Source organism: Paenibacillus sinopodophylli (assembly GCF_005930355.1).
Taxonomy (GTDB): Bacteria; Bacillota; Bacilli; order Paenibacillales; family Paenibacillaceae; genus Pristimantibacillus; species Pristimantibacillus sinopodophylli.
This window is the reverse complement of the sequence record NZ_VDBO01000001.1, coordinates 1,406,412-1,421,974: the sequence shown is the minus strand read 5'-3', so window position 1 is coordinate 1,421,974 and position 15,563 is coordinate 1,406,412. Positions and strand designations below refer to the sequence as shown.

Annotated in this window: 12 protein-coding genes; all 12 read left to right on the top strand. The window is 48.4% G+C overall.

Going from position 1 to position 15,563, the window contains the following annotated elements; translation table 11 throughout:
• Nucleotides 1–191 precede the first annotated feature (191 nt).
• The 12 genes from FGT79_RS06555 to murB all read left to right on the top strand — a co-directional run bounded on the left by FGT79_RS06555 (nucleotide 192) and on the right by murB (nucleotide 15,548).
• Nucleotides 192–1,178 (top strand): DUF4349 domain-containing protein, encoded by a 987-nt coding sequence (locus FGT79_RS06555; RefSeq protein ID WP_138751926.1) that lies wholly within the window; start codon nucleotides 192–194, stop codon nucleotides 1,176–1,178.
• A 161-nt stretch (nucleotides 1,179–1,339) separates the two neighbouring features.
• Nucleotides 1,340–1,777, top strand: a complete 438-nt coding sequence (gene mraZ / locus FGT79_RS06550; RefSeq protein WP_138751925.1) for a division/cell wall cluster transcriptional repressor MraZ — start codon at nucleotides 1,340–1,342, stop codon at nucleotides 1,775–1,777.
• Between the two features lie 30 nt (nucleotides 1,778–1,807).
• Entirely contained in the window at nucleotides 1,808–2,758 is a 951-nt protein-coding gene (gene rsmH / locus FGT79_RS06545; protein ID WP_138751924.1) for a 16S rRNA (cytosine(1402)-N(4))-methyltransferase RsmH, read from the top strand.
• A gap of 23 nt (nucleotides 2,759–2,781) precedes the next feature.
• Nucleotides 2,782–3,174 carry a cell division protein FtsL gene (ftsL, locus tag FGT79_RS06540; RefSeq protein ID WP_246096317.1) on the top strand — a complete coding sequence of 131 codons (393 nt, stop codon included), beginning with the start codon at nucleotides 2,782–2,784 and terminating at the stop codon, nucleotides 3,172–3,174.
• A gap of 8 nt (nucleotides 3,175–3,182) precedes the next feature.
• Entirely contained in the window at nucleotides 3,183–5,474 is a 2,292-nt protein-coding gene (locus FGT79_RS06535; protein ID WP_246096181.1) for a penicillin-binding transpeptidase domain-containing protein, read from the top strand.
• 139 nt (nucleotides 5,475–5,613) lie between these two features.
• Nucleotides 5,614–7,554, top strand: a complete 1,941-nt coding sequence (locus FGT79_RS06530; protein ID WP_138751922.1) for a stage V sporulation protein D — start codon at nucleotides 5,614–5,616, stop codon at nucleotides 7,552–7,554.
• 74 nt (nucleotides 7,555–7,628) lie between these two features.
• Nucleotides 7,629–9,116 (top strand): UDP-N-acetylmuramoyl-L-alanyl-D-glutamate--2,6-diaminopimelate ligase, encoded by a 1,488-nt coding sequence (locus tag FGT79_RS06525; RefSeq protein WP_138751921.1) that lies wholly within the window; start codon nucleotides 7,629–7,631, stop codon nucleotides 9,114–9,116.
• Complete coding sequence (locus tag FGT79_RS06520) at nucleotides 9,113–10,528, top strand: UDP-N-acetylmuramoyl-tripeptide--D-alanyl-D-alanine ligase (RefSeq protein ID WP_171056101.1); 1,416 nt, start codon at nucleotides 9,113–9,115, stop codon at nucleotides 10,526–10,528. Before FGT79_RS06525 ends, FGT79_RS06520 begins: the two co-directional genes overlap by 4 nt.
• 4 nt (nucleotides 10,529–10,532) lie before the next feature.
• Nucleotides 10,533–11,492 (top strand): phospho-N-acetylmuramoyl-pentapeptide-transferase, encoded by a 960-nt coding sequence (gene mraY, locus FGT79_RS06515; RefSeq protein ID WP_138752951.1) that lies wholly within the window; start codon nucleotides 10,533–10,535, stop codon nucleotides 11,490–11,492.
• A 75-nt stretch (nucleotides 11,493–11,567) separates the two neighbouring features.
• On the top strand, nucleotides 11,568–13,007 hold the full coding sequence (gene murD / locus FGT79_RS06510; protein WP_138751920.1) for a UDP-N-acetylmuramoyl-L-alanine--D-glutamate ligase: 1,440 nt from the start codon (nucleotides 11,568–11,570) through the stop codon (nucleotides 13,005–13,007).
• A gap of 46 nt (nucleotides 13,008–13,053) precedes the next feature.
• Nucleotides 13,054–14,151 (top strand): stage V sporulation protein E, encoded by a 1,098-nt coding sequence (gene spoVE / locus FGT79_RS06505; protein ID WP_138751919.1) that lies wholly within the window; start codon nucleotides 13,054–13,056, stop codon nucleotides 14,149–14,151.
• A 491-nt stretch (nucleotides 14,152–14,642) separates the two neighbouring features.
• Complete coding sequence (murB, locus tag FGT79_RS06500; RefSeq protein ID WP_138751918.1) at nucleotides 14,643–15,548, top strand: UDP-N-acetylmuramate dehydrogenase; 906 nt, start codon at nucleotides 14,643–14,645, stop codon at nucleotides 15,546–15,548.
• Nucleotides 15,549–15,563: the final 15 nt, after the last annotated feature.

The following is a 15,563-nucleotide window of genomic DNA, read 5'->3' as shown; positions in this document are numbered from 1 at the left end:
TTCGCGGCTTTTTTTTGTTCACGTATAAGGAAGTTGAGGGGCGAGCTCATATTTTTTCAACACGATTTGCTGAAACGATGGATTTTTAGAAAGGACGTCGCCAGGTGTTTCTTCTTACATAGTGAAATAATAGTGTAACCTTTTATTCCCAACTGCCGTCTGAAAGGTAATAAAGAGAAGGGGGTTTTGAAATGAACAGAAAAAGCAGCAGGATCGTTAGCAGTTTATTCGTTATGCTGATGGCATTAATCGTGATTGCGGGCTGTGCTAGCTCGAACAGCAATACCGCTTCTTTTGAAGCGCTGTCAGATTCTAAAGGCGATTCATTCCATTTAACGGAAAATGAGGCAGCGATTACATCAGCAGAACAGGAAGCGCCAGCGATTCAGAGCGGTGAAGCTGGTTCTAGTGATGGGGCAGGTGGAGGATTAACAGCTGATACAGCTGCTGATCTGAACGGTTTAAACCAGAAAATCATATATACAGCCACGTTAAGCATGCAAGTTGAACAATTGGATGTGGCGGCAACCTCGTTACGCAATGCCATCCATCAAAGCGGTGGCTATATCTTGCAATTTCAGGACACGAAGCATGAGGGTGAAATTGGTTCAAGCTATACGATCAAAGTCCCGGCTGCGGGGTTCATGCCGTTTATTGATCGCATCGAGCAAATTAAGCATAACAGCTTCGAAAGAAATATCGGCGGCAAGGACGTTTCTGAGGAGTATGTTGACCTTGCTTCGAGGCTCAAGGCGAGACAATTGGTTGAAGCCAGACTTCTCTCGATGATGGATAAAGCAGTCAAAGCAGAAGAATTGTTGAAATTCTCGGAGCAGCTCTCTGTTGTACAAGAAGAGATCGAACGGATTAAGGGTCGTATTCGATATCTCGATAACAATGTGGCTTTCTCAACCGTTGAGCTGCGTATGTACCAGACGGATCAGCATTTAACCGAAGCTCGTACGGAAAAGCGGGGCTTAGGCGGTCGGATGTCTGATGCAATTGCTAGCAGCACGAAGGTCGTTTGGGAGGGGATTAATCTTCTGCTAGTCGTCTTGGCAGGTGCAGTTCCCGTACTCGTGCTGCTTGCAATTGTTGGTATTCCTCTTCTATGGCTAAACCGCAGCAGGAAACGCAACTCAGTTGAAAAGCCGACTGATCGTGGAGCAGATGAGTAAGTATGCTTGTTTGGAACATTAATATTCATTAATACTATGAAATATTTCTGAAAAATCCTGCTCATGGAGCAGGATTTTTATTTTAGGTGGCGAACTATTGTATCTTAGTGGGGAAAAGTGGGGCAAAGTGGTGAACTTGGGGGAAGGGGTGGTTCAAAGTCATGTTTATGGGTGAATATCAACATAGCATTGATGAGAAAGGCCGAATCATCATACCTTCGAAGTTCCGTGAATCACTTGGCACCTCGTTTATTGCAACCCGCGGTTTGGACAATTGCTTATTCGTATATCCCATGAGCGAGTGGAGTGTCTTAGAGCAAAAGCTGAAGACGCTGCCGCTAATGAAATCAGACGCACGCGCATTCACCCGGTTTTTCTTCTCCGGGGCGACGGAATGCGAGCTTGATAAACAGGGAAGGGTAAATATACCTGGCCATTTGCGTGAATACGCAAAGCTGGACAAAGATTGCATGGTGCTTGGCGTTTCCAGTCGTGTTGAGATTTGGAGCAAGCAGACTTGGGACGGTTATTACGAACAATCAGAGCAAACCTTTAACGAAATTGCAGAGAAACTCGTTGATTTCGATTTCAACTTCTAGAATAGACAACAAGAATGGGAGGGCTAAGGCGTGTTTCAGCATATTACAGTGCTTTTGGAAGAAGCGGTTGACGGTTTGGCTATTAAGCCAGATGGTATCTACGTTGATTGTACGCTTGGAGGGGCGGGGCATAGTGAGCTTATCGCGTCCCGTTTGGGCGAAGGAGGTCGGTTAATCGCATTCGACCAGGATGATTCGGCGCTGGATAATGCTCGCATTAGGCTTGCACCTTATATGGATAAAGTAACGCTGGTAAGAAGTAATTTCCGTGATTTGGAGCAGGAGTTAAGAGGTTGTGATGTGCCTATGCAGGACGGGGTCCCGCAGGTGGACGGCATTCTGTTCGACTTGGGTGTATCAAGCCCGCAGCTGGACGAGGCAGAGCGTGGGTTCAGTTACAATCATGATGCGCCGCTTGACATGCGTATGGACCGTGAGGGAGATCTAACCGCTTACGAAATTGTGAACACATGGGAAGAACGGGATCTCTCACGTATCCTTGATCGGTATGGTGAAGAGAAGTTCGCACGCTCGATCGCAAGAAACATTGTAAAAGCACGTGAAAAGTCACCGATAGAGAAGACAGGCGAACTCGCAGAGCTCATTAAAGTATCCATTCCGGCCGCTACGAGGCGAACCGGCGGACACCCAGCCAAACGGTCTTTCCAAGCGCTTCGTATTGCAGTAAACGATGAGCTTGGAGCAGAGGAAGAAGCGCTGGAACAAACGATTCGCTGCTTGAAACCTGGCGGACGCGCATCCGTTATTACGTTTCATTCGCTGGAGGATCGCATTTGCAAGCAGATGTTTGCCAAGTTTGTAGAGAAATGCACATGCCCGCCTGATTTTCCGTTATGCGTATGCGGGAACAACGGCTCCGTGAAATTAGTAAACCGCAAGCCGATTCTTCCATCGGAGAGAGAGCTTGAGCTAAATCCGCGTGCAAGATCGGCAAAGCTTAGAGTGGCAGAAAAATTGTAAGAGGGGGATTTAAATTGGCGTACGTGAATGGCAATCTAGCGCTGCAACCTAAGCGAAAGCAGGATCAACAACCTGCAATTAAAGAAACAAAACGACTTGTAAAAACTCGCAAGTCATTGCCGGTCCAAGAGAAGCTATTGTATATGTTCACTGTACTAATGTGTGTTGTAGTCGCTGGTGTCATTATCTTTAGGTACGCTCAAATCTACGATATGAATCTGGATATCAAGAAGCTGAACAGTGAGTATCAGACCTTGAATGTAGAAATGGAAGATTTGAAGAAGCAGGTAGAGATGCTTAACGATCCTGAACGTATTCGCAAGCTGGCAGAGTCACAGGGCATGGTAAGCTCGACTGAAGGCGGAATAACGGTAAATACAGGCGATGATGAAATAAAATCGGCATTGAGTGAATAGGGTGATCGATGATGAAAAAGAAAATTAGAGTGCGTACGCTGCTGTTTGGAGGGGTCATGACCCTCCTTTTTCTTGTTTTAATAACCAGAATCTATATTGTGCAGGTCGTGGAAGGTGCAGAATGGTATGAACGTGCCAAAGTGAGATGGTCGACTGCGGAGGAACTGGTAGCCAAGCGAGGCACTATTTCAGATCGCAATGGCAACCTGCTCGCTATGGACACGATCGCTTATAATGTATCCATTGATCCTAAGACGATCAATGATGAGGAACTTGCAGATGATATCGTTAATGGCCTGCATGATATTCTTGGCATATCAAAGGAAGAACTAGAGAAAAACGTATCGGCTAAGAAAGAAGACGGTACCTATGTCGTTAATCGTGAGCTCCGCAATGGGGGCTGGCAAATCGACAAAGCAACAGCAGATAAGATCCGAGAATTCAGGAAAGTGCTGGCTGAAGAGAAGAAGGTAACCTCAGTAGGTATCGATCTAGCAGAGAGCTCGAAGCGATATTATCCGAGGAAGTCGCTTGCAGCGCAAGTAGTAGGCTATCTGAATCGTGAAGGCGAAGCAATGACGGGGATTGAAGCCTCATTCAATGAGCAGCTAAGTGGTGAGAATGGCTATATCAAATACGAGAAGGACGGTAAGCGCGTGCAGCTTGCAGAAGGTGAAGTTGAGCTGAAGCAAGCGCAGGACGGTCAAAATGTTGAATTGACGATTGACAGCGAAATTCAGGGTTATGTGGAGGAAGCGCTGCAGGAAATTGTGAAGAAATATGCGCCTAAGAGTGCTACGGCGATCGCAGCCGACCCCAATACGATGGAAATTTTGGCGATGGCGAATATGCCGCAGTATGATCCGAACATATATTGGAAAAACAATGCGAACTCCTACAATCATGCGATCAAATCCTTGTATGAGCCAGGGTCCACATTCAAGATCGCAACGCTTGCTGCTGCGGTAGAAGAGGGAGTCTTTCATCCTGAGGAAATGTATAAATCCGGTCAAATTACGCTTAAAGGCGTACCAACCCCCATTCGTGATATAAAACGCGGGGGCTGGGGAACCATCTCGTTTCTTGATGGCTTGAAATATTCAAGCAACGTTGCCTTTGTTAAGCTCGGTTATGAGAGAGTAGGCGAGGAAAAGCTGCGAGAGTACTATAAGAACTTTGGATTTGGACAGAAAACGGGCATTCAGCTCGGGAATGAGCTGACAGGTACGATTAATTTCCGTTGGCAGAGTGATATAGCGCGGGCAACCTTCGGGCAAGGGGTTGTGACGGTAACGCCGATCCAACAGGTTGCAGCGGTTGCAGCTGTCGCTAATGGTGGCAAGCTGCTTCAGCCACAAATTGTGAAAAGCATAACAGACCCTGCTACAAAGACGACTACGAAGATTGAGCCTAAGGTTGTTCGGCAGGTCATCTCAGAAGAAACCTCGCGCAAGGTAGGCGAATATTTGGAGCAGGTCGTTTCCGATCAGGAAAAGGGAACCGGCAAGAACGCCTACATTGAAGGCTATCGTGTAGCCGGCAAAACGGGCACCGCACAGAAGGTTGAAAAAGGCATTTATTCGACTACTAAATTTGTCGTTTCCTTCATCGGATATGCGCCTGTCGATAATCCGAAAATCGTTGTTTATATCGTCGTTGACGAACCGAATGACCCGCTTGTTGGGGGAGGAAAGGTTGCTGCGCCAGCGTTCCAGCAAATTGTGCTCAAGAGCTTGCGCAAGATGGGCGTAGCACCGAATTATGGTCCCGATTCAGATAATGCAGCGAAGGAAGTTACGATGACGGTTCCTAAGGTAACCGAGTTGCAGGTTGCTCAGGCAAAGGCAGAGCTGAAAGCAAAAGCGATTACGTTCGAGCTTGTTGGAAACGGAAAAACGGTGCTTCAACAAATTCCTGCGGCAGGATCAGTCGTTCATCCGACGCAACGAATTTATTTGATTACTGAGCAGAAAGAAAAGCTATCAGTTCCGGATCTAACTGGCGTTTCACTGCGAGATGCGCTCGAGATTACCTCACTCATTGGAATCCGTCTCATTCCTGAGGGACAAGGCTTCGTTGTATCACAGAATCAAGAGACGTTAAATAACGTCAGAGTACTGAATGTCGTACTTGCACCGCCAACTGGTGATGACACCCCAGCAGATCAACAAGCAGTTGATTCTGCTGAGGATGGCGGCGCAGATGATCAAGAGTCTTCTGATGAAGAGCAATTGGATCAGTCAGATACCGCGTCTGGATCAGATTCTGCGGAAACGCCAGACAACTCCACTTCGGAATAAAGGCGTATCGTCTAGCTGGTGACCTTAGTATACTTCCGAACAAGGATAGCTTGTTCTATCCTCCGCTTGTCCCGAATAGTCTGGAATGAGCGTCAATATGCGCTCCTTTGCAAACAGTCAAGCGGAGGGGGAACAAGTCGTGAAAGTATCCAACGTAACGGTTAGACGACGTTTATTCATCGTGCTTATATTGGCAGGGGTATTATTCCTTGCCCTGTGTTTGAGATTAAGCTATGTGCAGCTTTGGAAGGGCGAGGAGCTCGCGGACAAAGCAGAAAATTCATGGAGACGGGATATTCCATACGTGGCTAAACGCGGTGAGATCGTTGACCGCAATGGCATCCAGCTCGCGTATAACGTCAGCTCCCCAACCGTGTACGCAATTCCTGTACAGATTAAAGACAAACAAGCGGTCGCTTCTGCGCTTGCGCCGCTTCTGGATATGTCACAGGAATCACTGTATGAGAAAATAAAAACAAAAAAAATGATCGTAAAGCTGGGACCTGGCGGCCGTAAAATCACGATAGACAAGGCTGATCAAATACGGGACCTTGCACTTCCAGGTGTAGTCGTTGCAGAAGACAATAAGCGATTCTATCCGTTCGGAAGCCTTGCGGCCCATGTGCTGGGTTTCACCGGAATCGACAATCAAGGCTTGACAGGTATTGAAGCCAAATACAATAAGGAGCTTAGCGGCATTGGAGGGAGTGTTTCCTTCTTGTCTGATGCTGCAGGCAGGCAGATGCCGAATTCGCCCGATACATATGTGGAGCCTAAGGATGGGCTTACGATGCAGCTTACCATCGATAAACAAATACAAACCGTAATGGAGCGCGAGCTTGATCAAGCAATGACGAAGCTTCAGCCTAATGGCATTATCGCGATCGCCATGGACCCTAATAATGGTGAAATTCTAGGGATGGCAAGCCGGCCAACCTTCGAGCCTGACAAATATCGCGAAGTACCCACGGAGGTTTATAATCGCAATCTTCCGATATGGATGACTTACGAGCCGGGGTCTACCTTCAAAATTATTACGCTTGCCGCGGCATTGGAAGAAAAAAAAGTTGATTTAAACAATGAGCGTTTTTTTGATCCAGGCGCAATAGAGGTGGGCGGTGCGAGATTGCGCTGCTGGAAGAAGGGCGGTCATGGTAGTCAAACGTTTCTGGAGGTTGTAGAAAATTCATGCAATCCAGGCTTCGTTACATTAGGCCAGCGACTTGGGAAAGAGAAGCTTTTCGACTATATTAAAAATTTTGGATTTGGGACCAAGACGGGCATTGATATCGGCGGAGAAGAAAACGGAATCTTATTTAAGCTGAGTCAGGTTGGACCTGTTGAGCTTGCAACAACTGCTTTCGGGCAAGGGGTTTCGGTTACACCCATTCAACAAATCACAGCAGTGTCCGCAGCGATTAACGGGGGGACGCTTTATAAGCCACATGTTGCAAGTGCATGGATAAACCCGGAAACGGGCGAGACAGTTGAGACTGTAAAATCAGAAGTGGTACGAAAGGTTATTTCTGAGGATACCTCCAAGCAGGTTCGTGAGGCACTGGAGAGTGTCGTTGCCAAGGGTACCGGACGCAATGCGTTTATTGACGGGTATCGTGTTGGCGGGAAAACCGGGACTGCTCAGAAAGTGATCAATGGGCGCTACTCGCCAAACGAGCATATCGTATCTTTTGTCGGCTTCGCGCCTGCAGATGATCCGCAGATTGTTATCTATGTTGCTGTTGACAATCCGCAGGGCATTCAATTCGGCGGGGTCGTCGCTGCACCGATCGTCCGCAACATCATGGAGGATGCGCTTGCCATCCTTGAGGTGCCGTCACGTGAGAAGCAAATCGATCGTGTCTATAAGTATGGTGAAACGCCAATTGTTACAGTTCCTAATCTGATTGGCAAAACAGTATCGGATCTGTATGAGGATTTGAATATGGATTTCACACTGACGACGGCAGGTTCGGGCAAAATGGTCATTCGCCAAGCGCCAGCGGCAGGAACACGGGTGGACCGCGGCTCGACGATTCGGATCTATTTGGGCGAAGAAGATAATATATCCCACTCCCATTGACTATAATGGTAGTTAGCGAGGGCGCAGCGGCGGGAATCCTGAAGCAGGCAGCGCTCTAGGGAGGAGTGGGGCAGATGCGTTTAAAGGATGTTGCGGAGCTGCTAATAACGTCGCGTCTCATTGGCGATGGGGAGACCCAGTTAACGGGAGTCGAAACCGATTCACGAAGCATTACCGCAGGGCAATTATTCATCTGCTTGCGGGGTCATACGGTGGATGGTCATGCTTATGCTCCTCAAGCAGTTGCGGCGGGAGCTGCGGCGCTGGTTGTTGATCGGGTTCTTAATCTACAAGTCCCCCAGGTGGTCGTCAGGGACGGCCGCTTGGCGATGGCTGTCATTGCCAATCATTTCTACGGCTATCCGAGCGATAAGCTGAAGCTGATTGGTGTAACGGGCACGAACGGCAAGACGACGACGACTTATTTGATTGAACAAATATTGAATGATCATAACCTGGCTACAGGTGTTATTGGAACCATTGAGCGACGATATGCCGGAAAATCCTATCCGATGACGAGCACTACACCGCAGACACTTCAGCTTCAACGCTATTTGAGCGATATGCTGAGTGCAGGAACTAAATATTGCGCCATTGAGGTTTCTTCCCATGCGTTGGAGCAAGGGAGGGTAAAGGGGTGCAGGTTCCGAACAGCTGTGTTTACGAATCTTACGCAGGACCATCTGGATTATCACGAAACGATGGATCGTTACGCGGCAGTCAAAGGATTGTTCTTCTCCAGGCTAGGTAATGTTTATTCATCCCAGGCGTCAGGTCGAACCTATGCTGTGCTGAACGCGGATGATGCTGTCGCTAACGAGTATACAGAGCTGACGGCAGCAGAGGTCGTTACTTACGGAATTGACAAGGCTGCAGATGTGCGTGCCTCGAACATAAGAATTACAGCGAAAGGTACGACATTTCGCGTCCAAACCTTTCGTGGGGAAGCGGATGTCACCTTGCAAATGGCAGGTAAATTCAATGTGTATAACGCACTAGCAGCTATTAGCGCTGTTCTTATTGAAGGCGTGGAACTGTCAGCGATAACTGCGAGTCTGAGCGCGATTCCCGGTGTGCCTGGCCGTGTAGAAGCCGTCAATGCAGGACAGGATTTCGCGGTAATCGTTGATTATGCACATACGCCGGATGGGCTTGAGAACGTGCTGCGGGCTATCGAACAATTCGCAGAGAAACGGATCATCTGCGTATTTGGATGCGGCGGTGATCGTGACCGAACGAAACGTCCGCTCATGGGGAATATCGCGATGAAGTATGCAGATTATGCCATTATTACATCCGATAATCCCCGAACGGAGAAGCCGGAGCGTATTCTTATGGACATCGAGTCCGGTCTGATTAGCAGCAGAGTAGACCCGTCTGTTTATGAAATAATAGCAGACCGAAGAGGGGCCATTCAAAAAGCGGTTGAAATGGCAAGCCCCGGCGATGTAGTATTGATTGCGGGGAAAGGTCATGAGACCTATCAGGATATTAACGGTGTCAAGCATCCGTTTGACGATCGGATAGCAGCGAAAGAAGCGATAAGGGGAATCATACATTGATTAAACGTACGATCAAGCAAATAGCCGAGATGAGCGGCGCAAGATGGAATGGAAAAGAAACAAATTTGCAAATAGAGGGCGTCACGACTGACTCGCGGCAAGCTGCCGCGGGCCAGTTGTTCGTTCCGCTCGTAGGTGAGCAATTCGACGGGCATGCGTATTTGAAGCAAGCCGTTGATAACGGAGCAGCAGCAGCGCTCTGGCAGAAGGGGCGCGAAGTGCCTGCAGGACTTGAAGAAGTGCCGCTGCTGATCGTAGGGGACACATTGATAGCCTTGCAGAGGCTGGCAACGGCTTATCGCAGTGAGCTGTTCGTCCGCGTGGTCGGCATAACGGGCAGCAATGGCAAAACAACGACGAAGGACATGACGGCTTCCATTCTTGGAACCTCTTATAAAGTTCATAAGACAGAAGGCAACCTTAACAACCACATCGGCCTTCCGCTTACGGTGCTTCAGCTAGATGAGGATACCGAGGTAGCCGTGCTTGAGATGGGAATGAGCGGATTCGGCGAGATTGAGCTTCTCACCAAAATCGCACAGCCGGATGCGGCGATCATTACAAATGTCGGAGACGCACATTTGCTGCAGCTTGGCTCAAGAGCTGGTATTGCCAAAGCTAAGCTTGAGATCGCGCTTGGGTTAAGTGAAGATGGATTGCTGCTCTATAACGGCGATGAACCGCTGCTAGAAGAGGAGCTTGCACGAGCCATATTACCGGCAGGCATCATTCGACGTACATTCGGGCTGTCTGAGCAAAATGAATGGTCTGCTGCTGACATTGTAATCGAATCAGAAGCGGCTTCGTTCACAGCGATCTACAATGGTTCGCCCAGCGGCCTCGGAACGGTGCGCATACCGGTACCTGGGCAGCATAACGTCAGCAATGCGCTAGCAGCCATTGCAGTTAGCCGCTTCTTCGGCGTCCCTGCAGCCAAGATTGCGGAGGGGTTAAGCCATCTGAAGCTCACGGGGATGCGAATTCAGCCGGTGCGTGCCTTCAATGGCGCCATGATTTTAAATGATGCCTATAACGCGAATCCTACTGCGGTGCGAGCAGCAATCGACCTTGTTGAGCAGCTTCGCGGCTACAGCCGGAAGTGGATTGTACTTGGCGATATGCTTGAGCTAGGACCTGACGAGCAGGCGTTGCACTTTGAGACAGGTGCCTACATTACGCCAAGCAAAGCAGATGCTGTCTTGACGTATGGAACACTCTCGGAGCATGCTGCCGAAGGTGTCAAATCCCAGTTCCCACATTCTGATGGGACTGCTGCAGTACGACATTTTGATAGCAAAGAAGAACTGTCAAGCTGGCTTCGTGATCAACTACAGCCAACAGACCTTGTGCTAATCAAAGGCTCGCGCGGCATGCGGATGGAACAAATTGTTCAAGCTTTGGAAGTGGGGTGAGGAAATGGATATGATGGTCATTTTATTTTCAATTGGCGCCTCTTTTTTGCTAGCGGTTTTGCTCGGACCATTGTTCATTCCGCTGCTTCGAAGGTTGAAGTTTGGTCAGCAGATTCGTACGGAAGGGCCGCAAAGCCATCTCAAAAAAAGCGGTACCCCTACAATGGGCGGCATCATTATCATGATTGCGCTCATGATTGCATTCTTGAAATTCTCAGATAAAACGCCGGAATTTTGGGTGCTGCTGACAGCCTCACTTGGATTTGGTCTCGTAGGATTCTTGGATGATTATATTAAAATTGTGTTCAAACGATCGCTCGGCCTAACGGCGCGTCAGAAGTTGTTCGGACAGCTTCTGTTCTCGATTATCGTTTGTGCCATGCTTTATAATATGGGACATAGTACGGAAATTACGGTGCCTGGTACAGGATGGGGCTTTGACCTCGGGTGGTTTTATTATCCGCTTGTTGTCATTATTCTGTTCGCATCAAGCAACTCGGTCAATTTCACAGATGGATTAGACGGATTACTTGCAGGTACAAGTGCAATTGCTTTCGGTGCATTTACAGTTGTAGCTCTGCAAACGTCGGCGCATGAATCGGCTGTTTTCTCAGCAGCGATGATCGGAGCGGTACTAGGATTTCTCGTATTTAATGCTCATCCTGCAAAGGTGTTCATGGGCGATATGGGCTCGCTCGGAATTGGCGGCGGGATCGCAGCGGTAGCTATTCTCACCAAGACAGAGCTCCTTCTTATCATCATAGGCGGCGTATTCGTGCTAGAGATGTTGTCTGTTATTCTGCAGGTGGCCTCGTTTAAGCTTAGAGGTAAGCGGATTTTCAAAATGAGTCCGATCCATCATCATTTCGAGCTGAGCGGCTGGTCGGAATGGAAGGTAGTCACCGTTTTCTGGCTTGTGGGATTAGTGCTTGCTGCAATCGGTCTGCTATTTGTACTATACTAAGTAGAAAAGTAACAGAAAGCGGCTTCCAAGATTATTTGGAGCCGCTTCATGTATCCATAGGAGGGAATATCATATATGAACCATCCGGCATCGTATGAAGGTCGCCGTGTTGTCGTAATAGGTTTGGCTAGAAGTGGAGTTAGCGTTGCAAAGGTATTCCATCAGTTCGGTGCAGAGGTTGTAGTTAATGATATGAAATCTCGCGATTTATGTCCCGAAGCAGATGAATTGACTGCTTTGGGCATTTCTGTGATATGCGGCTATCATCCAGATGATCTTGTAACGGAAGAGACGGCGCTGCTTGTCAAAAACCCTGGTATTCCCTATTCCTCACCGCCTATTATGCGTGCGGAGGAGCTTGGCGTCGAAATTATTACGGAAGTAGAAGCAGCTTATTGGCTGTCGCCTGCGCCTATTATTGGCATTACAGGCTCGAACGGCAAGACGACGACAACGACTTGGATCGGCAGCATCTTGGATGCAGCGGGTCTGAAACCGATTGTGGCAGGTAATATTGGACGTCCATTATGTGAAGCGGCACTAGAAGCGGCACCCGATCAGTGGATCGTTGCGGAGCTAAGCAGCTTCCAACTCAAAGGAACAAGCGCGTTCCGTCCACATATTGCGCTTTTATTGAATATCGCAGAAACACATTTGGATTACCATGGAGACATGGACGATTATGTAAATTCTAAAGTGAAGCTGTTCGATAATCAATCTGAGGATGACATTGCCATTATTAACTGGGATGATCCCGAGTGCAGAGCCATCTCCGAATTTTTGGCAGCAGAGGTCATTCCGTTTTCGTTGTATGAGAAGCTTGATTCGGGTATTTACATAGATCCGCCGTTCGTACGTGATGAAGGGATTACGGAGGATGAAGCAGATACGGATAGCAGGCAAATCGTTTTCAAGCAGGCTGACGGTGTAGAGACGATTATACTGCCAGTGTCGGAGCTTGGCATTCCTGGCGTTCACAATGCCGCTAACGCGCTCGCAGCGATTGCAGCAAGCATTGGTGCGGGAGTTGCGCTAGAACAGCTTTTGGCACCGCTCAGGGAGTTTAATGCCGTAGAGCATCGCCTTGAGTACGTAAGAGAAGTGGATGGAGTGAAATATTACAACGATTCAAAAGCGACGAACGCAGTTGCGACTACGATCGCTGTGCGCTCATTCGCATCGCCTATCATCCTGCTTGCAGGCGGTCTTGATCGCGGTTCCGATTATATGGAGCTCGAACCTTTATTCCGCGACAAGCTGAAAGCACTCGTAACGTTCGGACAGACAAGTGAGAAGCTGTCGCTCGTAGCAGAAAAGGCAGGTTTAGCAAGGGTGGAAATCGTCGAACCTAATGAAGACGCAGAATCCGTCCTAAGGCAAGCGGTGAAGCAAGCGGCAGCAATAGCAGAGCCGGGTGATATCGTTCTTCTGTCGCCTGCATGCGCGAGCTGGGATATGTTTGCCTCATATGAGCAGAGAGGGCGCATTTTTAAAGATTCGGCGCATACCTTGTAAGTAGGGGGCATGTCCCTACTTTCCCATGCTAAGAGGTGTGTTCGTTATGGCCAAGGCACGTTCTGCCCCGGATATTTGGATGCTGACAGCAATCGGGCTGATTCTTGCAATCGGATTAATTATGGTTTACAGTGCAAGCGCTGTGCTTGCCTTTCATGAGTTCGGCGACCGCTACTATTTCGTGAAGCGGCAGCTGCTCTTTGCTGGACTTGGAATAGGTGCGTTACTGTTTACGATGAATACGCATTACACCGTTTGGAAAAGGTGGGCTCCCATGGCATTGATCGTATGCTTTGGGCTGCTGCTGCTTGTATTAATTCCTGGTGTGGGTGTTGTTCGCGGCGGGGCGCGCAGCTGGCTCGGCATCAGCTCGTTCGGTATTCAGCCTTCCGAATTCATGAAGCTGGCTATGATTTTGTTTCTATCGAAATGGCTTTCGGAGAAGCAGCAGACAATTACTCTGTTCACGAAGGGGCTAATGCCGCCGCTCGGCCTTGTTGGACTAGCTTTCGGTCTCATCATGCTGCAGCCTGATTTAGGTACTGGGGCGGTTATGGTTGGAGCTTCTATCATTCTGATCTTTACAGCTGGGGCTAGAATGGCTCACCTTGGGGGTCTTGCGCTAATCGGTGTCGCAGGTTTCATTGGACTTATTATTGCTGCTCCTTATCGATTGAAGCGGATAACCAATTTCCTTGATCCGTGGGCAGATCCGCTTGGCGGCGGGTATCAAATCATTCAATCGTTATATGCAATCGGTCCTGGCGGGTTAGTTGGTCTCGGACTTGGCATGAGCCGGCAGAAGTTCAGCTATTTGCCAGAACCTCAGACCGATTTTATTTTCTCTATTTTAGCTGAAGAGCTCGGCTTTATTGGTGGCGTTACCCTTATCTTATTGTTTCTGATTGTAATATGGCGTGGCATTCGCGCTGCGATCGCTGCTCCCGATACATTCGGAAGCCTGCTTGCAGTTGGGATCACGGGAATCGTAGGTGTTCAGGTTCTCATTAATATTGGTGTTGTAATTGGGATGATGCCTGTTACAGGTATCACATTGCCTCTTGTCAGCTATGGAGGCTCATCATTAACGCTGCTGTTAACCGCGCTTGGTATTTTACTGAACATATCCCGTTATTCGAGGTGAGGCTTCATGCCATACACTAAGAAGGACAGGCAACAATACGGTGTTCAATATGCTTTAGCTGGTATCGTTACAACGATTATAGTGTATGGAGTATGGATAAATGTAACGGACGAATACATTCGGCGAACAATTTGCTGCAGGTTGCGCTTCGCTGCTGCGGGTTGTTTTGCCGAATGCTGTTTTACCTTGTTTGAAGTGATTAAGGTTACACACATGCTATTTATGATGCATTATACGGATATATGTAAACGAAAGTGAAGCAAAGCGTTGTAATCATGCAAATGAGCGCCGTATGGGCCATTGTCACACAAGAGCCTATAAGGGCATAAGATACACTATATTCGTGACCGTCGCCCAACCGGAGCGGTTATTGCAGCAAAGCGACTAACGGCAGACTCGCAGGGGCTGTTGACAGTAGCTGCAAATCATTTTATTCTCATTTTTTACAGCAGACAGGTTTTGCTTCACAAAACCTTTAGGAGGTACAAATAATGGAAGCATTTAAAGCGGAATTGGAACAAGCCAATCTTGGCGAAGTTTTGTACAATGAGCCGCTCTCGAACTATACAACGTGGAAAATCGGCGGTCCTGCCGACATCTTAATCCTCCCTCGTAGCAAGGAAGAATTGGTTTCAGCGGTGCAGCTGGTGCAGAAACATCAGCTGCCGTGGACTAATTTGGGCAGAGGCTCGAACATGCTGGTGAGCGATAAAGGGATTCGCGGTGTTGTAATAAAACCGCACAGAGGGTTAGATTACGTGCGTTTTGAAGGGTCTCTAGTTACGGCAGGCGCTTCATATTCATTAATAAAGCTATCAGTCATGGCGGGTAAAGAAGGGCTGACCGGGCTTGAGTTCGCAGGGGGAATCCCAGGCACGGTAGGCGGAGCCGTTTATATGAATGCTGGCGCGCATGGTTCGGATGTGTCACGTATTTTTAAATCAGCTGATATTGTACTGGAAACAGGAGAATTGGTCCGCTTTGAACGCGAGGATATGAAGTTCTCTTATCGCCATTCTATTCTTCATGAGCAAAAAGGCGTCGTTGTTGAGGCTGTCTTCGAGCTGTTACCAGGAGATAAGAAGGAAGTTCTTTCCACAATGGCCTCTTATAAAGAGAGAAGATTGAGAACACAGCCTCTGCAGCTTGCATGTGCCGGAAGTGTGTTTCGCAATCCGCCGGGTGATTTTGCAGCTAGGCTCATTCAAGAGGCTGGACTCAAGGGCGAACGGCTTGGTGGAGCGCAAGTGTCGGAGCAGCATGCCAATTTTATTGTGAATACAGGGCAAGCAACAGCTGAAGACGTTCTCGCCCTCATGACTCATATCCAAAGCATCGTTCAGGAACGCTATGATATCCTGCTCGTGCCGGAGGTATTGGTGGTGGGTGAACGGTAATTCGGAGGTGATACA

Bases quoted from the DNA above. Each gene is read 5' to 3' on its own strand.
- FGT79_RS06555 (WP_138751926.1), top strand. From the start codon at position 192: ATGAACAGAAAAAGCAGCAGGATCGTTAGCAGTTTATTCGTTATGCTG.
- mraZ (WP_138751925.1), top strand. From the start codon at position 1,340: ATGTTTATGGGTGAATATCAACATAGCATTGATGAGAAAGGCCGAATC.
- FGT79_RS06535 (WP_246096181.1), top strand. From the start codon at position 3,183: ATGATGAAAAAGAAAATTAGAGTGCGTACGCTGCTGTTTGGAGGGGTC.
- FGT79_RS06525 (WP_138751921.1), top strand. From the start codon at position 7,629: ATGCGTTTAAAGGATGTTGCGGAGCTGCTAATAACGTCGCGTCTCATT.
- mraY (WP_138752951.1), top strand. From the start codon at position 10,533: ATGGATATGATGGTCATTTTATTTTCAATTGGCGCCTCTTTTTTGCTA.
- murD (WP_138751920.1), top strand. From the start codon at position 11,568: ATGAACCATCCGGCATCGTATGAAGGTCGCCGTGTTGTCGTAATAGGT.
- spoVE (WP_138751919.1), top strand. From the start codon at position 13,054: ATGGCCAAGGCACGTTCTGCCCCGGATATTTGGATGCTGACAGCAATC.
- murB (WP_138751918.1), top strand. From the start codon at position 14,643: ATGGAAGCATTTAAAGCGGAATTGGAACAAGCCAATCTTGGCGAAGTT.